Below are 21167 nucleotides of genomic sequence, written 5' to 3'. Positions count from 1 at the left end.
GACACGGACCCGCGGGAGCGCATCCCTGGCGCGGGCATCTACGCGTATGGTATCATATCCAACTGTTATTGAAGGCGCGGACAACGTGACGAAATTGGGTGAGAAGCTTGGCCTGGCTCTCTCGGCTCATGCCGGACGAGTACGTGGCGTCCATCTACGAGATTGATCTCGACGCCCTGTGGCGGCGCGGGATCCGACTCATCCTGACCGATCTCGACAACACGCTGGTGCCGTGGAACCATCCCGACGTGCCGGCCGAGCTTACCGCATGGCTGCGCGGCGTGCACGAGCGCGGCTTTCACGTGTGCATCCTCTCGAACAACGGCGAGGAGCGCGTCGGATCGTTCGCTAAGCTGTGCGGCGTGCCGGCCGTCTCGGCGGCAGGAAAGCCGAAGTCGCGCGGATTTATGGAGGCGCTTCATCGCTTCCAGATGCCGCCCGAGGCCACGGCCATGGTGGGCGATCAGCTGTTCACGGACATCCAGGGCGCGAAGCGGCTGGGGCTCTATGCCATTCTGGTGCTCCCCCAGAACCCCGTCGAGTGGTGGGGCACGAAGATCTCGCGCATGGCCGAGCGCTTCGTCTTAAAGCGCCTCGAAGCCCGAGGCCTCAGGCGCCCCAAGCGTGTTGCGGACAGGAGGCGTATCGATGACTGAAACTCGAGTGTGCGTGGGATGTGGGGCACCGCTCCAGTCGACCGACGAGCGCATGCCCGGCTACGTGCCGGCGAGCCACCTGGAGCGGGAAGATGTGCTCTGTCGGCGGTGTTTTCGCATTCGCCATTACGGCGATTTCACGCCCGTCGTCGTAGACGAGCAGACGTACCAGCGCGAGGTCGCGACCATCTTCGATCGCCCCGGGCTCGTGCTGTACGTCGTCGACGTGTTCGATCTCGCCGGCAGCCTCATCCCAAGCGCCAGGCGGTTCGTGGCGTCGAGCGACGTTCTGGTGGTGGTCAACAAGGTGGATCTCCTGCCGGCCGACGTGGGCTATGAGGCGCTCGCGGATTGGATCCGGGGCGAGGTGCGCGCCACGGGCTTCGAGCCGCTCGACGTGGTGTTCATCAGCGCCGAGCGGCGGCACGGCATCGACAAGCTCGTGGATCGGGTGGCGCGGGAGACGAACCGGCCGGTCTACGTCATGGGCATGGCGAACGTGGGCAAGTCGACGCTTCTCAACGCGATGGTGGAACGGCTGTCCGAGCGGAAGCAGCCGTTCACCGTGTCGCGCAGGCCGGGCACGACGCTCGCCATGTCGCGGTTCGAGATCGACGGCCCGTACGGCCGCGTGGAGTTGTTTGACACGCCGGGGCTCATGTACACGTCGCGCGTCATCGAGCGGCTGTGCGGCGACTGTCTCAAGTGGGTGGTGCCCAGGACGAGGGTGCGCCCGCGCGTGTACCAGCTGAATCCGGGGCAGGCGTTGTTTCTCGGCGGCCTGGTGCGCCTGGAGACGTTGGGTGGGGAACGCCAGGGCGTCGTGCTTTACGTCTCGAATGATCTCCCGGTTCACCGAACCAAGCGGGAGCGCGCGGATTCGTTTTTTGCCGATCACCGCTTCGACATCCTGAAGGTTCCGTGCGAGCGCTGCGCGGAATCATTCGACGACCGGCGCTCGTGGCTCGTGGCCGCGCCGCCGCGGCGCGACGCGGACTTCTCCTTGGGCAAGCGGGGCGGCGACATCGTCCTGCCTGGGCTCGGCTGGATTGCGTGGACGGGCCAGCGGACGCTGGCGCGGATTGAGGCGCCGACGTGGCTCGCCCTCTCCATGCGGCCGCGGCTCGTCGGCGTGCTCGCGCATCGCGTGCAACACCCGCGGAGCGGAGGGGATGCGCGGTGAAACTGTTTGGCGTGATCGGCAAACCTGTCATGCACTCCTTGTCACCTGTCATGATGAACGCCGCGTTCCGGGCGCAGGGCGTGGACGCGGTGTACCTGCCATTTCAGGTGGAGCCGGGCGATCTCGTCGATGCGCTCCAAGGGCTTCGCGCCATCGGCGCGGTCGGGATCAACGTCACCATTCCCCATAAGCTCGGCGTCTACCAGTGGGTGAGCGCGCGCACGGAGGAGGCTCGGCGGGCCGGAGCGGTCAACGTCGTGCGCTTCACGCCGACGGGCGCGGTGGGACACAACACAGATGTCGGGGGATGGTGGGCGTCTGTCGCGCCGTTTTTGGGCGAGGGCTCGCTGAGGGCGGCGATTCTTGGCGCGGGCGGCAGCGTGCAGGCCATCTTGACCGCGCTCGCAGGGGAGCGGCCGGGCAGCGAAGTGTTGGTCTGCTGCCGCAGGCCCGAACAGGCGGAGGCGCTCGCGGCGCGGTACGGCGAGTGGCTTTCCGTTCGTCACGTGCACTGGCCTGATCGGCACGAGGCCATCGCGCGGGCGGATCTGGTGGTCCAGTGCACGCCCATCGGCATGTGGCCGCACGGCGACGAGTCGCCCGTCGAGGCGCCGGACTGTTTTCAGGCGCATCAGGTGGTGCAGGACATCGTCTACCGGCCGCTTCACACGGTCTTCCTTCGTCAGGCCGAGGCGCGCGGGGCGAAGGTGGTGGATGGCGCCTCGATGCTCATCTGGCAGGGCGTGAAGGCCTACGAGTGGTGGCTCGAGCGGGAAGCACCCGTCGAGGTCATGCAGCGCGCGGTCTACGAGGCTCTCGAGCGGGAAGAGGCGAGCGGCCATGCGTGACGAGGCCGTGTGGTATACTGAAGCAAACGACGAACGGACATCCGAAGCGGCGCCGAGGCGGATTCTGTTGTTTGGCGGCACGTTCGATCCCCCGCATGTCGGCCACCTGACGATGGCTCAGATTGCTTACGAGCAGGTGGGCGCCGACGAGGTTTGGTGGATGCCGGCCGCGAAGCCGCCGCACAAGGCCGAGATCGACACAGACACGTTCGCGTGGCGGTTTCGAATGGTGGAGGCGCTCATTGGCTCGAGGCGCCACATGCGCGTCACCGACGTGGAGAACCGCCTGCCGAAGCCGTCGTACACCGTCGACACCCTGCGCGCGCTCATCGCCCGGTATCCGTGCGTTGAGTTTCTCTTCTTGCTCGGCGCCGACAGCCTGCAGCACCTCCCGGAGTGGCACGGCGCGGAGGAGTTGTGCGAGATGGTGCGCTTTGTGGTGGCGCGTCGACCTGGCTACGACTTCGACACGGCCGCGGCCCGCGCCCGCGCGCGGCTTCCGCACATCCGAATGGACGTGATCGACATGCCCATGCTCGACGTGTCGTCCACGTGGGTGCGGGATCGGCTGGATCGACAGCTCGACGTATGTGGCCTGGTGCCGGACCCGGTGCTGGCCATCTGGCGCCAAGGCCCGGAAGGAGGGCGAGGATGGAGCGGGGGAACGTCATCCATGATCTTCGGCAGCGCCTCGCCAAGTCATTGACCCCGATGCGCTACCAGCATGTGCTCGGCGTGGTGGAGACGGCCGTGGCGCTGGCGCGCCGGTTCGGGGCGCCCGTGCTCGGCGCGGAGCTCGCCGCGTGGCTGCACGATCTCGCGCGGGAATGGCCGCGTGATCGGCTTCTCGCGTACGTGCGCGATCGCGGGCTTGACGTGCCTGCGGCGTGGCTCCAGACCCCCATCTTGTTGCACGGGCCGGTTGCCGCGGACGTCGCGCGCGTAGAATACGGTGTGGAGGATGCCGACGTGCTGAACGCGGTGTACTACCATACCACCGGCAGGCCGGGCATGTGCGCGCTCGAGATGGTGCTGTTTGTGGCGGATGCCATCGAACCGTCGCGGGACTACCCCGGCGTGGAGGACATCCGCTCGCTGGCCGAAACGGACCTTGCGGCGGCCGCCTTGGCGAGTCTCGAATCCACGCTCCGCTATGCGCTCGATGCCGGCTTCGCCATCGATCTCACGACGGTGAACGCGAGAAACGAGCTCTTGAATCACGTGCGCCAAAAGGTGTGACATTCGCTTGATGCGAGGGAGGCATGTGCATGAATCCAAACGTCGAGCACATCGCTCGCCGAGCTGCGACGGCCTGCTTGGACAAGAAGGCCACTGACGTCGTGGTGATGAACGTCCAGGAACTGACGCCCGTGGCGGATTACTTCGTGATTTGTTCCGCGAGCTCGCGCCCGCAGGTGGAGGCCGTGGCCCGCGCGGTGCGGGACGATCTCGCCGAACTCGGTGTCACCTGCCGCGGCATCGAGGGGCTGGACGAGGCGCGCTGGGTCTTGCTCGACTTTGGCGACGTCGTGGTGCACGTGTTTCGTCCGGAAGAACGGGAATTTTATCACCTCGAGCGCCTGTGGGGCGACGCCAAGTGGGTTCCCATCGAGGTCAACTGACGATGGCGTACGAGGAGCTCGCTCCGTTTTACGACGAGCTGATGGGCGATGCGCTGTACGGCGCCTGGCAACAGGCGCTCGCGCCTCACCTGTCCGGCGTGCGCGTCGCGGTCGATCTCGGCTGCGGCACGGGCAGGATGGCTGCGTGGCTCGCGGAGCGCGTCGACCGCGTGTACGCCGTGGATCAATCGCCCGAGATGTTGGCGGTCGCGTACGACCGCTTTGGCCACCTGCCGAACGTGCGGTGGCTGGAGTCGGATCTGCGCCATCTCGCCCTCCCTGAGCCCGCCGACTTGGCGCTCGCGTCGACGGACGTGTTGAACTACATCCTGACGCGCGCTGCGATGGAGCGCGTGCTCCAGCGCGTCCTGGCGTCGGTGCGCCCGGGAGGAAAGTGGGTGCTCGACACACTCGGCCCGCGCCGCTACAAAGAGCTTCGCGAGGGCGCGTGGCACGACGTGCGCGATCATCTCGTCATCGTGCACCACACGGAGGTGCAAGGCGAGACCATCGTCCACCGCGTGTGCGGATTTGTCGCGATTGAAGAAAATGGGGAGATCTATCGCCGCTTTGACGAGGAGCACGTGCAGCGGTACTGGGATCCCGCCGCGCTCGCCGATCTCTTCGACCGGACAGGGTGGGCCGTCGTCGAGGTTCAGGGCGACTTCGGGAAGTGTCCGGTGGACCAGGCGGACCGCATCGTGTGGGTGCTCGAGAAACGGTGATAGGCCGCCATCACCCGCACGCTCAGGGCGACGGCTGCTCGCTCGGCCGCTCTCGGTAAGCGAGAAAGGACGACAACACATCGGGGTGGGACTGCAGAAACAGGACGAGCGACTGCAGCGCCTCGAGCGTGGCGGGGCTCACGTGGTGCTCAATCCCTTCCACGTCCTTCTGCAGAGTGTCTTCCTGGACGCCGAGCATGCGGAGAAAGTCCGCCAACATGGCGTGCCGCTCTTTCATCAGCCGCCCCATCTTGTGCCCTCGCGCGGTGAGCACGATGCCGCGGTACTTTTCATAACTCACGTACTCATTTTCGTCGAGCTTCTGGAGCATCTTCGTGACAGAGCTTGGCTGCACGGCCAGGGAGTTGGCGATGTCCGAAACGCGCGCATACCCCTTCTCATGAATGAGTTCGTAGATCTTCTCCAGATAGTCTTCCATGCTGGGTGTCAGCAACGCGTTCAACCTCCCCATACCGATGCCTCGATTGTACACGACCTCAGAAAGGCTCGGCAACGCCCCTTCTCAGGCAACATATTCATCGTTCGCCGCAAATTCCACTGTCCTCTCCAAAATCGAAAGGAACTGATTGCTCTGCAAACAGGTGTTCGCCATAGGTGCATCGAATCTCAGGAGCATGGTTGTCCGTGGAGGTGGATGCACGGTGGTGAATTCTTTGCGCGGAGCGGGAGGCGCACAAGGCGTTGAAGATCGCGTACAACCGGGGCCAAAGGTGCTTGCATCCGACGAGGACGCGGAATGGGACGAGGTTGCATGGGCAGAAGGGCCGCCCGGGTCGTCGGGCGGACAGCTGGATGCCGAGCCCATGGGACATGGCGAGGGGCACAAGCGGTTCGTCGGCCGGCTCCGCGCCTGGGCGAGGTACCTCCGCATCGCGTTGCTGATTGGCGTGGCCGCGGGGGCGGCGTGGTTCGCATCTCGGCAGGTGGCGACGAGTTCCGAAGCGCATTCCACCTCGGCCGCTTCGGGCACGGCGCGCTCTGCGGTGCAGACGACGGACGTGAGCGGCGCAGACGCCACCACGTTGCAGGTGGACGTGCACGGCGACGTGCGTCACCCGGGCCTTGTCACCCTCCAGGAGGGCGCGCGGGTCCGCGACGCCATACGCGCCGCCGGTGGCTTTTTGCATGACGCGGACGCCGCGAACGTGAATCAGGCGGCGCTCGTCTGGGACGGCGAGGAGATTGACGTTCCCGGGCCCAGCGCCGAGGCGCTGTCTCAGGCACAGCCAGGGGTCGAGGATGCGGGCCAGGCCCCCGCGGCGAGCTCTGCTGCGCACGGGGAGGGCGGAGCGGCCCAAGGCGGTGCGGGAGATCGCGCGCGCAAGCACGCGCTCGCGGCGGGCGAGAAGATCAACATCAATACCGCCGACCTGGAGACGCTCGAGACGCTGCCCGGCGTGGGACCCAAGCGCGCAGCGGCCATCCTCGCGTATCGCCAAGCGCATGGACCTTTCCCTGATTTGGAGAGCCTGCGGCACGTGAAGGGGATCGGCGAGAAAACCCTGGCCAAGTGGAAGGACCTCATCACATTTGGGGCACCTGGTGGCTCATCGGGCGCGGGCCGTCCATCGCCGTGACCCGCGTTCGCCTGCACGCGCTCGCCATCGTCTCGTTTCTGGCCGGCGAGTGGTCTCGGTACGTCTGGGGGTGGCGCGCAGCGGGCCTCGTTGCGGCGTCGTTGGCTGTGCCTGTGCTCGCGTGGTCTGCGTGGCGCCGCGCGCTGCGCCCGATGTTCGTGATGGCCGCGAGCCTTGCCTCGGGGATCCTCGTAGGGGCCGCCTGGGCAGCGTGGCAGCCCGCGCGCCCATCTGCGCCGCCCGGTGCGCGCGACGTGATCGCGGGGCAAGTCCAGAGCGTCAAGGTGATCCATCGCCGAAGCGAGATCGTCCTTGCCGTGCGCCGCGAGGGAGAAGACGCGCATCCGTGTCACTACCAGGCGCTCGTCTTCGTCGAGCGCGGCGCGCGGATCGATGCGGGTGAATGGGTCGAAGCGGACGGCACGTTCGTCGCGTCGGATCGTGCGCCGACCGCTATGGATATCCTGTCGCCGTTGTACCTCTTCGATGGGCGCGTGCGGGTACTGGATCGTCCGCAAAGATTTGGTCAACGCGTCACCGCCTACATGGCAGCGCGCATGGAGGATGTCGCGCCTGCCGGGGAGCGCGAGGCCATTCTTGTCGCGCTGTCCATGGTCTTTGGCAATACGCCGGGCAGCCTGCCGCAGGGCGTGTCCTCCGACTTCCTGGCAGCCGGCGTGACGCATTTGCTCGTCGCGAGCGGATCCAACGTCGGCTTCGCGCTCGATCTCGCCGCCATTCCTTGGCAGACCCTGTTTGGACGGGCGTGCACCCGCAGACGGCGCCTCGTCTACGGCGTCTATGCCCTCTGCGCGGTATGGGGGTTTGCGCTCTTGTGCGGCTTTCAACTCGCGATCTTTCGCGCCGCGTGCGGAGCCACATACTCCATCGCGGCAGGGATGTGCGGCAGGCGGGTGCACGGTTACACGGTGTTGTGGTCGTCCGCGTGGATGGCAGGCGTGCTCGATCCGGCAGATCTTTTGGCGCCGAGCATGCTCATGTCCTTGTATGCGTCCTTCGCAGTGTGTGAAGCGCACGCACTGTGGCATCGAATCGGCTTCGGGCGTTGGGTGGGGCGCGAGAAGGCGCGCACCTCCCCATTCGAGCGTGCGCGGCGAATGGCGGCTTCCCTCGCACGCGCGTTCATCGCCGCGGCCATCATCGACGCCTACATGGTGCCCGTCCTATGGTGGCTGTTTCGACAATGGACTCCGTACGGTGCCTTGTCCACCGCCGTCCTCGAGCCGGCCGTCGAGGTGCTGATGCCGCTCATCGTGCTGTGGAGCTTCATGGCGAGTCTCGTCCACGCCTGGCCGTGGCCCCCCATCGCGTGGTGCGCTGAAGCGATGAGCCGAGTGGGCGGCGCGGCAATGTCTGCCGTTTTGGATTTTGTTCACTTTGTCGCATCCTGGCATGGCAGCTTGCGATCGCTTGCGCCTTTGTCGTTTGCGGGCGCGTGCGCGCTTGTGCTCGTCCTCGTCGCTGTTGCACACGTCCGCGTCCCGCAGAGGCGCGGATGAGTGGACTTCGACCATGGTTGTGCTATGATTGTGCGATGGAAGTGTTCGGTCCGGCATGGCGCGATCGGACATGAAAAGAAAGACGACGCAAACTGGGAACTGGAGAGGACGCACATGAGCAAAATTGTGATTGCTGGCGCGGGCTATGCAGGCATGATGGCGGCGGCGTATCTGGACAGGCAGGGGATCCCGTTCACGCTCGTCAACAACCACGATTACCATTATCTAACCATTCTGTTGCACGAGGTGGCCGGCGGGCGGGACGTCGGTGACAAATACAAGATCCCCATCAAGGAAGTGCTGAGAAACGACTCGTCCGAGCTCGTGGTGGCGACCGTCACCGGGATTGACCGGGAACGGCGCGTCCTGAAGACGAGCGAGGGGGAAATTGGCTACGACTACCTCATCTACGCGCTGGGGTGGGTCTCGGAGTACTTTGGGATCAAGGGGCTGAAGGAGTACAGCCTGAGCATCACCAACCTCGATTCGGCAGTGGAGATCCGTCGCCACATCGACGAGCAGTTCCGCCTATACAAGCAGGATGGCGACGAGCGGCATTTGCGGATTGCGCTCGGCGGCGCAGGGCTGACGGGCATCGAGCTGATGGGTGAGCTGTTGGAGTATCTCCCGAAGCTGTGCAGGGAATTGGATATCCCCTGGGAGAAGGTCGATGTTCAGTGCATTGAGGCGATGCCGACCATCCTCCCGATGGTCGCGGAGCACCTGCGGCCGTATGTCGTCGAGACCATCACGAAGCGCGGGGGCAAGCTCCGCACGAACGCCAAGATCAACGAGGTCACGGAGGGCGTCATCCACCTCGACGGCGGCGAAAAGGTCGAAGCTGGGACAATTGTCTGGACCGGCGGCGTGCGCGCGAATCCCATTCTGAGCGAGGCCGGGTTCACGGTGGACCGCCGCGGCCGCGCCAAGGTCAACGCGTACCTGCAGTCGGTGGATGACGAGCAGATCTTCGTTGCAGGGGACAGCGCTTGGGCGGAAGATGAAAACGGCAGACCTTATCCGCCGACCGCGCAGAACGCGGAGCAGATGGGGCCGCTCGCGGCGAAGAACATCCTGTTGAGGGAGCGGCGCCGCGAGATGCAGCCCTTCAAACCGCGGGATTGGGGCACGTTGTGCTCGCTCGGGTCGGAGGTGGGTGTCGGCAGCTTCCTCGGCGTGCCCATCAAGGGCGTCATGGGTGCGCTGGCGAAGGAAGGGAGCAAGGCCAAATACCTTTGGGAGCTCGGCGGCCTGCGCCTTGCCGGCAATCACGCGAAGGAAGTCGTGCGCATCTGAATTCCGGTGCCCTGTCGCGCCTCCCGGATCGGGTATACTCAATCCGGGAGGCGCATTTCGTTTGGACATCTTTGATGCGGTGGATCACGCGACGCGGACAGGCCCGGCGTCGGTATACCTTTTGCACGGGAGCGAAATCGGACTGTTTGATTGGTTTTGCGATGAGTTGGTCCGAAACCATCGGGCTTCCTCCGTTCTCCGCTTCGACTACCAGGAGGACGGCTTTGAGCCTGCCGAGCTGGAGCTTTGCTCCTATTCGCTGTTTGGGGAAAGGCCTCTCGTGTACGTGCGCAACGTCGCTGCGTTTGTGCCCGAGGGCCGGTCCGGCCCGGACGCGGACCGCTTGGCCGCCTATCTGGAGCGGCCCGTTCCCGAGCGAACCCTTGTGCTCTCGGTCCCATCCGATAAGCTGGACGAGCGGCGCCGCGTGACCAAACTCGCGAAGCGCCACGCGGTCGTGGCGTGCCCCGTTCCCACTCGCGATCGCGACGCGATGGCGAAGCTCGAGCGCCTGGCGAGATCGAAGTCGGTCGCAATTGATCCGGAGGCCTTGGCAGAACTGTGGCGCCGCACGGGGTCGCTGACGCTCGCCATGAACGAGTTCGACAAGCTGTGCGCGTACGCCGACGGACACCCCATTGCGCGCGATCACGTCCGAGAACTGGTGCCGATGCAGGCCGAGGACAGCGTGTTCACGTGGATCGACGAGGTCGTTCAGGGGAAGGTTGCGGCCGTGTTTGAGGCGTTGGACGGCCTTTTCCGCCAGGGATATGACGCGTTCTCGCTCATCGCGCTCTTGGCTCGTCAGATTCGGCTGATGGCCTTCGCCAAAGGCGCCGCGGACCTGGAGCGGCGAGCGAAGGAACTCGGCGTGCATCCGTACGCTCTGCGGACGGCCGCTCGGCATGCCGCTCGCTTTCCGGAGCGGCAGCTGGAGAGGCTCGTGCGCGTGCTGGCGGACGCCGAGTGGGACGTGAAGCGCGGGCGCTTGGCACCCGAGGTGGCCTTACATCTGGCGCTGATGGAGCTCGCGCACGCGAGTACATTGGAGCGGAAGCGGGCACAGTAGCGGAAAAGGGCCTAAATGAGGCCAGGGAGGCGAGCCCGTTGGACGACCGACGTGTGCTCACGGTCAACGTCATCGGCGCGGATGGAAAGCTCCGTCAGGTGCCCTGGACCGCGCCTGAAAAGCCATCCGCCGCCAAGCTCGTGGCGGATCGGCTCGGGGTGGCCTACACCGACGGAGGGCAAAACGGCGCCATCACGGCGAAGGAGGCCGGGGAAATCGGAGGCCATCTCGGCGGTCCCATGGTGGCCAAACTCGTGGCGCTGGCGAAGCGCGATCTCGCGCACGGCCACGTGGAGCGGTTGATGCAAAAACAAAAAGCGACTCCCGAGAGTCGCCTTTGAGGTTGGCGCGCAGTTACGCCTGCTGCGCCTGCTTTTCGTTCAGCAGCGCGTTGAATCGCTTCGCGAGGCGGGACTTTTTGCGCGCCGCGGTGTTGCGGTGGATCACGCCCTTGGTCACCGCTTTGTCCAGAGCGCGGAGCGCGGTGCGAAGCCGGGCCTGTGCTTCTTCCACGTCTTGAGCCGCAAACGCCGCTTCGAACTTGCGGATGTGCGTGCGCAACGCCGACTTGATGGAGCGGTTGCGCAACGTGTTGCGCTTCGTGATCAACACCCGCTTCTTCGCGGACTTAATATTGGCCATGATGTCACCTCGCTTCTCACAACTCGCCGACGCATCGGCATGGAAACCGGGCCGGGCGGCAATCTACAGACGACAGAGAGTGTAACACACCCTGGGGGACGACCGCAACACATGGGGAGGGCGACCAATGGTCATTTCATGGAACGCGGCGCGGAGAGTGCGCCTCAAGCCGTGCCACTTGCCGGTATCGAGATCTTCCCCTCGCACGGATCTCGCCGTGGAAGCGCGAGAACTCGCGCTTCGAGAAGGCCGCATTCGGGGCGTGGACGAGGAGCGGGAAGAACACGAGGGCGTCGTGATTAGGCGGGTGCGCGTCTCGACGCAGGTCGCCGCGAGGCGCCTCGGCAAGCGAAAAGGCACGTACATCACCATCGAGGCGCCTGGCTTGCGCCGCCGCGACTTCGACTTGGAGGACAGGCTGACCCGCATCGTGGCGGAGGAACTGAAGCGGCTCCTGCCGGAGCGGGCGGAGACGGCGCTCGTCATCGGCCTCGGGAACGAACACGTGACGGCCGACGCCCTCGGCCCGATGGTCGTGAACCGGCTGTTTGTCACGCGCCACCTGTTCAGTTACATGCCCGAGGTGCTCGGCGGCGGTGAAGGCTACCGATCCATCGCGGCGCTTGCGCCGGGCGTGCTCGGGCTGACCGGCATTGAGACGAGCGAGATCGTCCTCGGCGTGGTGGAACGCCTGAAGCCCGACGTGGTGCTGGCCGTGGACGCCCTCGCGGCGAGATCGCTCGAGCGCCTGCACAGGACCATCCAGCTCTCCGATGCGGGGATTCAACCGGGCGCTGGCGTGGGCAACCATCGAAAGGCCATCGACCAAGAGACGCTGGGCGTGCCTGTCCTGGCCATCGGTGTGCCGACGGTCGTGGACGCCGCCACCATCGCGAGCGACGCCATCGAACTGGTGTTTCGCGAGCTCGGGCGTCAAGTGCCGGGCAATGCGGCGAATCGCCTGTTGGATCAGTTGACAAGCCAAGAGAAATGGCAGTTGGTGCGAGAGGTTTTGGAACCCATCGATCAGAACCTCGTCGTCGCGCCCAAGGAGGTCGACGAGTTCATGGAGAACGTCGCGTATCTCCTCGCCAAGAGCATGAATGTCGCGCTTCATCCCGCGATGACGTTCGAAGACGCCGACCTGGTGACGCACTGACGCGCTCACAGGCCGGCACGCGCGAGAACGTTGCGGACGTAGGCCTCGGTCTCGGGATACGGAGGCACGCCGCCGTATGCGTCCACCACGCCCGGTCCCGCGTTGTACGCGGCGAGGGCCAGCGCGACGTTCCCGCCATACCGCGCCAAGAGGTCGGCGAGGTAATGGGCACCCGCGTCAACATTCTCGCGGGGATCATAGGGCTCCGTGGCTCCGTACGCCGCCGCTGTGGCGGGCATCAGTTGCATCAGCCCCATGGCGCCCGCGGGCGACGTGGCGTTCGGGTTGCCCCCCGACTCCTGCTCGATCACGGCCTGGAGCAACGCCGCCGGCAAGCCGTACCGATTGGCCGCTTGCCGGATGAGCGCCTCGAGCGAGGCGTTTTTCGCGGGTTCGGCGGGCGCTGGCGAAAGGGTCATCGCAAAGCTCGGCCACGCCTCGCCGCCCGGTGCCGCGTTGGTCGCGGCGGGCGCCGCTGGCCGAGCAGCCTGCGCGGTCACCCCGTTCGGCGATCCGGCCTCGAGCGCCTCGGCGGAGAGCGCCAGGGCCTCGGCAAACGATTGCTCCGCATCGGGTGGGCTGCTTGGCCCCGGACTGGGCGTGGACGCGAAGGCGACGCCGCTTGCGGACATGGGCCAAACGACCAAATCTCCGCTCAAGGACAACCGCCCCTCCTCATCCTCATGTCGTGCATCGGGCATGTGCGCTCCATGTCGCACGCACCAAACGATTCGCGATGCGAGCCGCTCGTTCCTGCCTCTCCCGTCTCTACCGGAGTCATAAGTTTAGCCAAATGGGCGTAGGCTGTTAGAGGACAGAAACCTACGCGAAGGAAGGAAGCGCAGATGAAGACCACATGGCAGCACGCGCGTCGGCGGCTCAAGCAGGGACTGGCCGTCGCCATCTTCCTGACCCTACTTCTGGGTGCAAGTGGCACCGTATTTAGCGTCGTGTCCTCGCTCATGAGCCATCTCAATGCGGGTGCGGGCTCAGCCGTCCAGGCGCCGGGCGGATTGGCGGCATCGGCCGGAACGGCCGGGATGGGCACGGCGTTCGACTCGGGCGCGTCGGCACCGCTATTCGCGGGTTCGTCCGAGGCCCCCGTGCTTGAGTACTCGAATCCCGTTCCTGCTTCTGTGGCTTCGGGCAACGGCCCGTCGCCCGATCCGGAAGACGCCGCGAACAGCGCGCTTGCAGCCGCCATGGACACGGGCGGCGTGTACGTCGGAGAAAAGGTCAGCCACGTGTTCGGCGCGGTGCTGAAGAGCGTGCTCAATGCCCTGTTTCTCAATACGAATTGACCGGAGGTCGCGATGCAATCTCTGCGCGAAAAGCGCCTGCGCGGCGCGTTCGAACTGGAGCTCTTCTCCGTGGGCTGGATTACGTGCGAAGCCGTGTTTTCCGCCGTCGCGGCCTACCGCGCGGGCAGCTTGGCCTTGTCCGCGTTCAGTGTCGACAGCGCCATCGAATTGGTGAGCTCCATGCTGCTCGTGGTCCGGCTGTACGTGGAGATCCACACGGGCGCGAGTGTGGATCGGCGGCACCCGGTGGAGCGGTGGACAAGCGGGTTTGTCGCGATGTGCCTGTTCGCGCTCGCGGCGTATGTGGCCGTGAAATCGGGCCAGGCCATTCGCTTGCAGGAAGGCCCTTCGGTGACCTGGCTTGGGCTTGCGGTGGCCCTCGCCTCGAGCGTCATCACGCCCTGGCTCGCGGTCGAGAAACTCCGCTACGGCCAGTTGCTCGACAGCCCGGCGCTCTGCGGCGACGCGATGTGCTCGTTCACCTGCGGCTACATGTCGTGGACCTTGCTGGCCGGGGTCGTGATGAACGACCTCTTTCACTGGTGGTGGGTCGATCCGCTGGCGGCCTGTGGCATTCTGTATTTCGTCGTCAAGGAAGGATGGGAGTCCGTCGGCGCATTTGTCGCCGGCGATGGACACACGCACTCGCACTCGCATTGAGCCTTTTGCGACAGGGACGGGCGTGGCGACTCGGCGCAGCCCGTGATATACTGATCCATATGACATCGGCAGGCCGCGCAACGGGCGCGGTTTCTTTTGTGCACGGCGGCCTGCATCGTGCGGACGGGCGCGCGGTGCACCGAGGAGGATGAACGTGGCAAAGGGCGAACGCCAAGAGCATATTCGGAACTTTTCTATCATCGCGCATATCGATCACGGCAAATCCACGCTGGCGGATCGCATTCTGGAGTTCACGGGCGCGGTGAGCCCGCGCGAGATGCAGGATCAGCTGCTCGACCAACTGGATCTCGAGCGCGAGCGGGGCATTACCATCAAGCTCCAGGCCGTGAGGCTCAACTATCGGGCGAAGGACGGGCAGGACTACATCCTGAACCTGATCGACACGCCGGGCCACGTCGACTTCACGTACGAGGTCTCTCGCTCGCTCGCGGCATGCGAGGGGGCGTTGCTCGTCGTGGACGCGTCCCAGGGCGTGGAGGCGCAGACGCTCGCGAACGTGTACCTCGCCATTGATAACAACCTGGAGATCATACCGGTCATCAACAAGATCGATTTGCCGAGCGCGGATCCGGAGCGGGTGAAGCAGCAGATCGAGGAGGTCATCGGCCTCGACGCATCGGACGCGGTCTTGGCTTCGGCAAAGGCGGGCATCGGGATCGAAGAGGTGCTCGAGCGAGTCGTCGCTCGCATCCCACCCCCTTCGGGCGATCCCGACGCGCCGCTGAAGGCGCTCATCTTCGACTCCCATTACGACTCGTACCGCGGCGTGATCGTGTATATCCGGGTGTTCGACGGCGTCATCCAGAAGGGCATGCGGATTAAGATGATGTCGACGGACAAGGAGTTCGGGGTCGACGAGGTGGGCGTGTTCCGCCCGAAGATGACGCCCGTCGAACGGCTTGAGGCGGGAGAGGTCGGGTACTTTGCCGCGAGCATCAAGAACGTGCGCGACACGCGCGTCGGCGACACGGTCACCGATGCCCTTCGCCCGGCGGCCGAACCGCTGCCCGGCTACCGAAAAGTGAACCCGATGGTGTTCTGTGGCCTGTATCCCGTGGATTCGGCGGATTACGAGGATCTGCGCGAAGCGCTCGAGAAGCTCGAGCTGAACGATGCGGCGCTGACGTACGAGCCGGAGACGTCGAGCGCGCTTGGCTTCGGTTTCCGCTGTGGTTTTCTCGGGATGTTGCACATGGAGATTGTGCAGGAGCGCCTGGAGCGAGAGTACGGGCTCACGCTCATCACGACGGCGCCGAGCGTGGTGTATCGAGTGTATCGGACGGACGGGACCATGGAAGAGATCGATAATCCGAGCAAGATGCCAAGCCCGGATCGAATCGACCGCATCGAGGAGCCGTTCGTGCGCGCCACCATCTTCGCGCCGAAGGAATACGTCGGCAACATCATGGAACTGTGCCAGGAGAAGCGCGGCCAGTTCCAGGACATGCAGTACCTCGACGACACGCGCACGACCATCGTGTACGATTTGCCGCTCGCCGAGATTGTGTACGACTTTTTCGATCGGCTGAAATCGTCCACAAAGGGGTATGCGTCGCTCGATTACGAGTTCATTGGGTACCGGCCGTCCAATCTGGTGAAGCTCGACATTTTGTTGAACGGGGAAGTGGTCGACGCCCTGTCGTTCATCGTGCACAAGGACAAGGCGTACGAGCGCGGCCGGTTGGTCTGCGAGAAACTGAAGGAAATCATTCCGCGCCAACTGTTTGAGGTGCCCATTCAGGCGGCCATCGGGAGCCGCGTCATTGCGCGCGAAACCATCCGCGCCATGCGGAAGAACGTGCTCGCCAAGTGTTACGGCGGCGACATCACGCGTAAGAGAAAGCTTTTGGAAAAGCAGAAAGAGGGTAAGAAACGGATGAAGCAGGTCGGGCGCGTTGAGGTGCCTCAGGAGGCGTTCATGGCCGTGCTGAAGATGGAGTGATGGATGTGGAGGACAGAGAGGAACATCGCGCGCCTGAATCCCTGTATGTGCACATTCCCTTTTGTAAGAGCCGGTGTTTCTACTGCGACTTCACGACCTTCGTGAAGTCGCCCGCCGCGATGGAGGCTTACGTCGATGCGCTTGTGGCGGAATGGGACATGATGGAGCCCCTGGAGGCCCCGCTCGCAACAGCCTACTTTGGCGGCGGCACCCCGACCTTGCTCTCCGCTTCCCTCCTCGATCGGCTGTTGGGCGCCATGCGCGAGCGCTTCGCGTTTCGCAGAGACGCCGAGATCACGTTTGAATCCAATCCGGACTCCATCACCCGGGAAAAGCTCCGCGTGCTTCGCCATCACGGCGTCAATCGCATCTCGTTTGGCGCGCAGGCCTTCCAGGACCACCTGCTGCAGGCCATCGGCCGCGCGCATCTGCGCGACGCGATCGAACAAGCCGTGTGGGCCGCGCGCGATCTCGGCTTTGCCCACGTGAATGTCGATCTGATGTTTGGGCTGCCGGATCAGACGCTGCGGGACGTGGAAGAAAGTGTGGCCGCGGTCCTTCGCCTTCCGGTCGATCACGTCTCCGCGTACTGGCTCAAGATCGAGCCCGGGACGCCGTTCGCCAAGTGGCACGACATGGGGCTCTTGAATCTGCCGGGCGAAGACGCGGAGGCGGACATGTACCAGCTCGTGCGGGACGCGCTGATCGAGGCTGGCTTCGTCCACTACGAGATCTCCAACTTTGCGCGTCCGGGCGGCGAGGCTCGGCACAACCTCACCTACTGGAGGAACGAGCCGTATCTGGCGAGTGGGATCGGCGCGCACGGCTACGCCCGCGGCGAGCGGTACGCGATGGAGCGCCGGTTTGCCGCCTACTTGACGGCCGTGCGCGAGGGGCGGAGGCCTGTGTCCGAGCGGCGGTGGATCCCTGTCGAGGAGCGCGCGGAGGATCAGGTGATCCTCGGATTGCGTTTGGCGGAAGGCGTGGACGGCCATCGCTTCGCGGAGCGGTTTGGCCGGCCCATCGAGGCGGTGTTTCCGGGCGTGGCCGAACGACTTTTGGCAGAAGGCTTGCTGGAGCGGCGGGGCACGGCTTATCGCATCCCGGACGCCTATTGGCCTGTGGCGAACGCCATCTTCGAGCGGTGGATGGGCGCGGCCGACATCCATTGACAAGGCGCAACCAGATTGATATTGTCAAGGAGAACGGTTTAGCACTCGAGCGCCTGGAGTGCTAACAAGGAGGCGAGACCATGTTGACGCCCCGGCAACAGCTGATTTTGTCCGCGATCATCGAGGACTACGTCCGGATGGCGGAACCCATTGGTTCGCGGGCGCTCGCCAAACATGAGGAGATTCAGTATAGCCCGGCCACCATCCGGAATGAGATGGCGGATCTGGAGGAAATGGGCTACTTAACTCAGCCACACACCTCGGCCGGACGCGTTCCATCGCAGAAGGGCTACCGGTTCTATGTCGACAACCTGTTGCGCCTGGGACAGATGGATCGCGAAACGGGCGAGTTCTTGAAATCCGTGTTCACCAAGCGCATCGACGAAGTGGAGCAGGTCGCCCGCGAAGTGGCGAACGTGCTCTCCATGTTGACCAAGCAGACGGTGATTGTGCTCGGGCCGAAGACGGACACCGAGAAACTGCGCAAGATCGAACTGATTCCGCTCGGCGGCGGCCGTGCGATTGCCATCCTGGTCACCAACTCTGGGCACGTCGAGACGGTGCACGTGCGGTTTTCGTCCGAGATGGAGGCGGACGACGTGGAGACGCTCGTCCGCGTGCTCAACGACAAGGTGGTCGGCGTGCCCATCTCCGAGCTTCGCCGCACGCTGTACGCGGAGTTGGCTAGCGAATTGCGCCGTACCGTTGAGCGGTTCGAGGACGCCATTGCCGTGTTGAACGAGGTGTGCCAAGTGCCCGAGCGCGAGGAGACCGTCTTTATCGGCGGCGCCTCGAACATGCTGGCGCAGCCGGAATTTCACGACGTCGGCAAGGCGCAGCCGATTCTCAGCCTGCTGGAACAGAATGAGTCCATCTCGAACTGGTTCCCGAAGGCGGAAGACGGCATCGAGGTGCGCATAGGCGCCGAAAACGCAGTCGTGGAGCTCAAGGATTGCACGGTCATTGCCACCACGTACCGTTTGGGTGGCGTGCCGGTGGGCCATATTGGAGTGTTGGGCCCCACGCGCATGGACTACAATCGCGTCATGCAGATTCTCTCCTTCACCTCGCAGGCGCTGACGGAGTTTTTGACGCGGTTTGCGTCAAGCGGGTGATGGAGTGGAAGAAAGGATGTTGCTCGTGGCGGACGATGTCGTGAAAGATCCGAACGAAGGAGAAGCGGCGGAATCGAAGTCGGCGGACGCGAAGGCCGAAGCCGATGCTCGGCCTTCGGATGAGGTCGATCCGGCCGAGATGGCCGAGGAGGATCTCGCGTACGAGCCAGGCGATGCGGCCGAGGACGAGGCCCCTGGCGCCTCGGAGCCCGATCCGCGCGACGCGCAGATCGAAGAGTTGACACAGCAGCTCCTGAGGACGCGGGCGGATTTCGACAATTTTCGCCGCCGCACCCGCCAGGAGCGCGAGGAACTCGTTCAGTTCGCGACCAAGAAGCTGCTCGCCGACTTGCTGCCCGTCCTCGACAATTTTGACCGCGCGATCCAGGCGCTCGAGGGCGTGAATGAGCCGCAGATGAAACAGGGGATCGAGATGGTGCACCGCCAGCTCATCCAGGTCATGCACCAGTACGGCGTGACCGAGATGGATGCGGTCGGCGCACCGTTCGATCCGGCGCAACATGAAGCGGTGATGCAGGAACAGGTCGAAGGCCAGGAACCCGGGCGCGTGATCGAGGTGCTGCAGAAGGGGTATTTGCTGCACGGCAGGGTGCTGCGCCCGGCCATGGTGAAGGTCAGCGTCTGAACGCGAGAAACCAAGAAGCCAAGGTGTCAATACCGTCCATGATCTGGGGAGGGACGCGAAGTGGGGAAAGTCATCGGCATTGACCTCGGTACCACTAACTCTTGTGTCGCGGTGTTGGAAGGCGGTGAGCCCGTCGTCATTCCAAACGCTGAAGGCAACCGGACGACGCCGTCCGTCGTGGCTTTCACCAAAGACGGCGAGCGCCTCGTCGGCGACGTCGCGAAGCGCCAGGCCATCACGAATCCGGACAGGACCATCATCTCGATCAAGCGCCATATGGGCACCGACTACAAGGTGACCATCGACGGCAAGTCGTACACGCCGCCTGAAATCTCCGCGATGATCCTGCAAAAGCTGAAGGCGGACGCGGAGGCCTTCCTCGGCGAGCCGGTCACCCAGGCCGTCATCACCGTCCCGGCGTATTTCAGCGACAGCCAGCGCCAGGCGACGCGCGACGCGGGCCGTATCGCCGGCCTTGAAGTGCTCCGCATCATCAACGAGCCGACGGCGGCCGCGCTCGCATACGGTTTGGACAAGGAGGAAGACCAGACCATCCTGGTGTTCGACCTCGGCGGTGGCACGTTCGACGTGTCCATCCTGGAACTCGGCGATGGCGTGTTCGAAGTCAAGGCGACGAGCGGCAACAACCACCTCGGCGGCGACGACTTCGACAACCGCATCATCCAGTATCTGATTGAACTCTTCAAAAAGGACACCGGCATTGACCTGTCCCACGACCGCATGGCCATGCAGCGCCTGAAGGATGCGGCGGAAAAGGCGAAGAAGGAGCTCTCGTCCACGCTGACAACCACCATCTCGCTGCCGTTCATCTCGGCGGACGCGACCGGCCCGAAGCACCTCGAGGTCAACCTCACGCGGGCGAAGTTCGAGGAATTGACAGCGGATCTCGTCGAGGCGACGATGGGGCCGACCCGCCAGGCGCTGCAGGACGCGGGACTCACGCCAGCCGACATCGACAAGGTGATCTTGGTCGGCGGTTCGACGCGCATCCCGGCTGTGCAGGAGGCGGTCAAGCGCCTCATCGGCAAGGAGCCATCGAAGGGCGTGAACCCGGACGAGGTCGTCGCCATCGGCGCCGCGATTCAGGCGGGCGTGCTGACGGGCGAAGTCAAGGACATCGTGCTGCTCGACGTCACGCCGCTCTCCCTGGGCATTGAGACGATGGGCGGCGTGTTCACGCGCATCATCCCGCGGAACACGACCATTCCGACGTCGAAGAGCCAGATCTTCACCACGGCGGCCGACAACCAGACGGCGGTGGAAATCCACGTGCTGCAGGGCGAGCGCGAGATGGCGGCAGACAACAAAACGCTCGGCCGTTTCACGCTGAACGACATTCCGCCCGCGCCGCGCGGCGTGCCGCAAATTGAGGTCACCTTCGACATCGACGCGAACGGCATCGTGCACGTCTCGGCAAAAGATCTTGCCACCGGCAAGTCGCAGCGCATCACCATCACCGCTTCGAGCGGCCTGTCGAAGGAAGAGGTCGAGCGGATGATGAAGGAGGCGCAGATGTACGCCGAGGAGGACAAAAAGCGGCGCGAGCAGGTAGAAGTTCGCAACCAGGCGGACCAACTCCTGTACCAGACCGACAAGCTGCTGCGCGATCTCGGCGACAAAGTCGACGCTTCCCTGAAGAGTGAGGCCGAGTCGAAGCAGAAAGATCTCCGCGATGCGATGGCCGGCTCTGACATCGAGGCCATCAAGGCCAAGTCGCAGGCGCTGCAGGAGACGCTGCACAAGTTGTCGACGAAGCTTTACGAACAGGCGGCCCAGTCGGCGAGCGCAACGCAGCAAGCGGGTGCTTCGAGCGCAACCGGCACGACGGGCCAGGCTTCGGATACCGTGGTGGACGCGGACTTCCGGGAAGTGGACCCGGACAAGAAGTGATGGAAGCGCATAGGCTGCGGTAGACGCGATAGCGGATGGATCAGGCAGGGTGATGCGCGTGACGTCGCCCTGCCCTCGTTG

At 64.6% G+C, this 21167-nt stretch carries 23 protein-coding genes; 20 read left to right on the top strand and 3 right to left on the bottom strand.

Translation table 11 applies throughout. From position 1 onward, the window contains the following. Positions 1 to 98: 98 nt before the first annotated feature. Genes AS26_RS04080 through AS26_RS04050 form a run of 7 tightly spaced genes read left to right on the top strand, consistent with a single transcriptional unit; the run spans position 99 to position 5034 of the window. Positions 99 to 656 (top strand): YqeG family HAD IIIA-type phosphatase, encoded by a 558-nt coding sequence (locus tag AS26_RS04080; RefSeq protein ID WP_245629600.1) that lies wholly within the window; start codon positions 99 to 101, stop codon positions 654 to 656. Then, positions 649 to 1839, top strand: coding sequence for a ribosome biogenesis GTPase YqeH (yqeH, locus tag AS26_RS04075; RefSeq protein WP_062306331.1), 1191 nt, complete (start codon positions 649 to 651; stop codon positions 1837 to 1839). The genes AS26_RS04080 and yqeH overlap by 8 nt, the downstream gene beginning before the upstream one ends. After that, positions 1836 to 2687: a shikimate dehydrogenase gene (aroE, locus tag AS26_RS04070; RefSeq protein ID WP_062306329.1), complete on the top strand. Its 852-nt coding sequence runs from the start codon at positions 1836 to 1838 to the stop codon at positions 2685 to 2687. The genes yqeH and aroE overlap by 4 nt, the downstream gene beginning before the upstream one ends. Beyond that, a complete protein-coding gene (gene nadD / locus AS26_RS04065) occupies positions 2680 to 3393 on the top strand; it encodes a nicotinate (nicotinamide) nucleotide adenylyltransferase (protein WP_062306325.1) in 714 nt (237 codons plus the stop codon). The genes aroE and nadD overlap by 8 nt, the downstream gene beginning before the upstream one ends. Continuing rightward, positions 3339 to 3926, top strand: a complete 588-nt coding sequence (gene yqeK, locus AS26_RS04060) for a bis(5'-nucleosyl)-tetraphosphatase (symmetrical) YqeK (RefSeq protein ID WP_062306323.1) — start codon at positions 3339 to 3341, stop codon at positions 3924 to 3926. The genes nadD and yqeK overlap by 55 nt, the downstream gene beginning before the upstream one ends. Before the next feature lie 29 nt (positions 3927 to 3955). Beyond that, positions 3956 to 4309 (top strand): ribosome silencing factor, encoded by a 354-nt coding sequence (gene rsfS / locus AS26_RS04055; protein ID WP_062306322.1) that lies wholly within the window; start codon positions 3956 to 3958, stop codon positions 4307 to 4309. A gap of 2 nt (positions 4310 to 4311) precedes the next feature. Beyond that, entirely contained in the window at positions 4312 to 5034 is a 723-nt protein-coding gene (locus AS26_RS04050) for a class I SAM-dependent DNA methyltransferase (RefSeq protein ID WP_062306321.1), read from the top strand. 22 nt (positions 5035 to 5056) lie between these two features. On the opposite strand, the gene mntR is transcribed toward AS26_RS04050, so the two are convergent. Then, positions 5057 to 5473: a transcriptional regulator MntR gene (mntR, locus tag AS26_RS04045; RefSeq protein WP_062306337.1), complete on the bottom strand. Its 417-nt coding sequence runs from the start codon at positions 5471 to 5473 to the stop codon at positions 5057 to 5059. A 223-nt stretch (positions 5474 to 5696) separates the two neighbouring features. Between mntR and AS26_RS04040 the strand changes: the two genes are divergently transcribed. The 5 genes from AS26_RS04040 (at position 5697) to AS26_RS04020 (ending at position 10858) form a co-directional block, all read left to right on the top strand. Next, the gene (locus AS26_RS04040) at positions 5697 to 6632 is read left to right on the top strand and encodes a ComEA family DNA-binding protein (RefSeq protein WP_062306319.1); all 936 of its coding nucleotides are present in this window, start codon (positions 5697 to 5699) and stop codon (positions 6630 to 6632) included. Beyond that, positions 6566 to 8152 carry a ComEC/Rec2 family competence protein gene (locus AS26_RS04035; RefSeq protein ID WP_245629599.1) on the top strand — a complete coding sequence of 529 codons (1587 nt, stop codon included), beginning with the start codon at positions 6566 to 6568 and terminating at the stop codon, positions 8150 to 8152. Before AS26_RS04040 ends, AS26_RS04035 begins: the two co-directional genes overlap by 67 nt. Positions 8153 to 8266: 114 nt before the next feature. Beyond that, positions 8267 to 9448 carry an NAD(P)/FAD-dependent oxidoreductase gene (locus tag AS26_RS04030; RefSeq protein ID WP_245629598.1) on the top strand — a complete coding sequence of 394 codons (1182 nt, stop codon included), beginning with the start codon at positions 8267 to 8269 and terminating at the stop codon, positions 9446 to 9448. 61 nt (positions 9449 to 9509) lie between these two features. Further along, positions 9510 to 10517, top strand: coding sequence for a DNA polymerase III subunit delta (gene holA / locus AS26_RS04025; protein ID WP_062306317.1), 1008 nt, complete (start codon positions 9510 to 9512; stop codon positions 10515 to 10517). A gap of 38 nt (positions 10518 to 10555) precedes the next feature. Continuing rightward, positions 10556 to 10858, top strand: coding sequence for a small, acid-soluble spore protein, alpha/beta type (locus AS26_RS04020; RefSeq protein WP_062306315.1), 303 nt, complete (start codon positions 10556 to 10558; stop codon positions 10856 to 10858). A gap of 13 nt (positions 10859 to 10871) precedes the next feature. Here the strand turns inward: AS26_RS04020 and rpsT are convergent, their stop codons facing one another. Further along, complete coding sequence (gene rpsT / locus AS26_RS04015) at positions 10872 to 11159, bottom strand: 30S ribosomal protein S20 (RefSeq protein ID WP_008337166.1); 288 nt, start codon at positions 11157 to 11159, stop codon at positions 10872 to 10874. A gap of 127 nt (positions 11160 to 11286) precedes the next feature. On the opposite strand from rpsT, the gene gpr reads away from it, so the two are divergent. Further along, positions 11287 to 12318 (top strand): GPR endopeptidase, encoded by a 1032-nt coding sequence (gene gpr / locus AS26_RS04010; RefSeq protein ID WP_062306314.1) that lies wholly within the window; start codon positions 11287 to 11289, stop codon positions 12316 to 12318. 5 nt (positions 12319 to 12323) lie between these two features. Here the strand turns inward: gpr and AS26_RS04005 are convergent, their stop codons facing one another. Next, entirely contained in the window at positions 12324 to 12977 is a 654-nt protein-coding gene (locus tag AS26_RS04005; protein WP_062306335.1) for a lytic transglycosylase domain-containing protein, read from the bottom strand. 186 nt (positions 12978 to 13163) lie between these two features. Here AS26_RS04005 and AS26_RS04000 point away from each other — a divergent pair, with 186 nt between their 5' ends. The 7 genes from AS26_RS04000 to dnaK all read left to right on the top strand — a co-directional run bounded on the left by AS26_RS04000 (position 13164) and on the right by dnaK (position 21086). Then, positions 13164 to 13619 (top strand): hypothetical protein, encoded by a 456-nt coding sequence (locus AS26_RS04000; RefSeq protein ID WP_062306313.1) that lies wholly within the window; start codon positions 13164 to 13166, stop codon positions 13617 to 13619. A 12-nt stretch (positions 13620 to 13631) separates the two neighbouring features. Further along, positions 13632 to 14279, top strand: a complete 648-nt coding sequence (locus tag AS26_RS03995; RefSeq protein ID WP_062306311.1) for a cation efflux transmembrane domain-containing protein — start codon at positions 13632 to 13634, stop codon at positions 14277 to 14279. A 148-nt stretch (positions 14280 to 14427) separates the two neighbouring features. Continuing rightward, a complete protein-coding gene (gene lepA, locus AS26_RS03990; RefSeq protein WP_062306309.1) occupies positions 14428 to 16242 on the top strand; it encodes a translation elongation factor 4 in 1815 nt (604 codons plus the stop codon). Continuing rightward, positions 16242 to 17414, top strand: coding sequence for a radical SAM family heme chaperone HemW (gene hemW / locus AS26_RS03985; RefSeq protein WP_245629597.1), 1173 nt, complete (start codon positions 16242 to 16244; stop codon positions 17412 to 17414). The genes lepA and hemW overlap by 1 nt, the downstream gene beginning before the upstream one ends. An 80-nt stretch (positions 17415 to 17494) precedes the next feature. Next, positions 17495 to 18529 carry a heat-inducible transcriptional repressor HrcA gene (gene hrcA, locus AS26_RS03980; protein ID WP_062306308.1) on the top strand — a complete coding sequence of 345 codons (1035 nt, stop codon included), beginning with the start codon at positions 17495 to 17497 and terminating at the stop codon, positions 18527 to 18529. A gap of 16 nt (positions 18530 to 18545) precedes the next feature. Continuing rightward, positions 18546 to 19175, top strand: coding sequence for a nucleotide exchange factor GrpE (grpE, locus tag AS26_RS03975; protein WP_062306307.1), 630 nt, complete (start codon positions 18546 to 18548; stop codon positions 19173 to 19175). 60 nt (positions 19176 to 19235) lie between these two features. Beyond that, the gene (dnaK, locus tag AS26_RS03970) at positions 19236 to 21086 is read left to right on the top strand and encodes a molecular chaperone DnaK (protein WP_062306305.1); all 1851 of its coding nucleotides are present in this window, start codon (positions 19236 to 19238) and stop codon (positions 21084 to 21086) included. Positions 21087 to 21167: the final 81 nt, after the last annotated feature.

The organism is Alicyclobacillus sendaiensis NBRC 100866, assembly GCF_001552675.1.
Taxonomy (GTDB): domain Bacteria; phylum Bacillota; class Bacilli; order Alicyclobacillales; family Alicyclobacillaceae; genus Alicyclobacillus; species Alicyclobacillus sendaiensis.
This window is presented reverse-complemented; position numbering and strand designations above follow the sequence as displayed.

Coding starts and splice junctions, on each gene's coding strand:
- mntR (WP_062306337.1), bottom strand. CDS start 5,473: ATGGAAGACTATCTGGAGAAGATCTACGAACTCATTCATGAGAAGGGG.
- hrcA (WP_062306308.1), top strand. CDS start 17,495: ATGTTGACGCCCCGGCAACAGCTGATTTTGTCCGCGATCATCGAGGAC.
- AS26_RS04050 (WP_062306321.1), top strand. CDS start 4,312: ATGGCGTACGAGGAGCTCGCTCCGTTTTACGACGAGCTGATGGGCGAT.
- yqeH (WP_062306331.1), top strand. CDS start 649: ATGACTGAAACTCGAGTGTGCGTGGGATGTGGGGCACCGCTCCAGTCG.
- yqeK (WP_062306323.1), top strand. CDS start 3,339: ATGGAGCGGGGGAACGTCATCCATGATCTTCGGCAGCGCCTCGCCAAG.
- AS26_RS03995 (WP_062306311.1), top strand. CDS start 13,632: ATGCAATCTCTGCGCGAAAAGCGCCTGCGCGGCGCGTTCGAACTGGAG.
- rpsT (WP_008337166.1), bottom strand. CDS start 11,159: ATGGCCAATATTAAGTCCGCGAAGAAGCGGGTGTTGATCACGAAGCGC.
- grpE (WP_062306307.1), top strand. CDS start 18,546: ATGTTGCTCGTGGCGGACGATGTCGTGAAAGATCCGAACGAAGGAGAA.
- rsfS (WP_062306322.1), top strand. CDS start 3,956: ATGAATCCAAACGTCGAGCACATCGCTCGCCGAGCTGCGACGGCCTGC.
- AS26_RS04000 (WP_062306313.1), top strand. CDS start 13,164: ATGAAGACCACATGGCAGCACGCGCGTCGGCGGCTCAAGCAGGGACTG.
- hemW (WP_245629597.1), top strand. CDS start 16,242: ATGGATGTGGAGGACAGAGAGGAACATCGCGCGCCTGAATCCCTGTAT.
- nadD (WP_062306325.1), top strand. CDS start 2,680: ATGCGTGACGAGGCCGTGTGGTATACTGAAGCAAACGACGAACGGACA.
- gpr (WP_062306314.1), top strand. CDS start 11,287: ATGGTCATTTCATGGAACGCGGCGCGGAGAGTGCGCCTCAAGCCGTGC.
- lepA (WP_062306309.1), top strand. CDS start 14,428: ATGAACGTGGCAAAGGGCGAACGCCAAGAGCATATTCGGAACTTTTCT.
- AS26_RS04030 (WP_245629598.1), top strand. CDS start 8,267: ATGAGCAAAATTGTGATTGCTGGCGCGGGCTATGCAGGCATGATGGCG.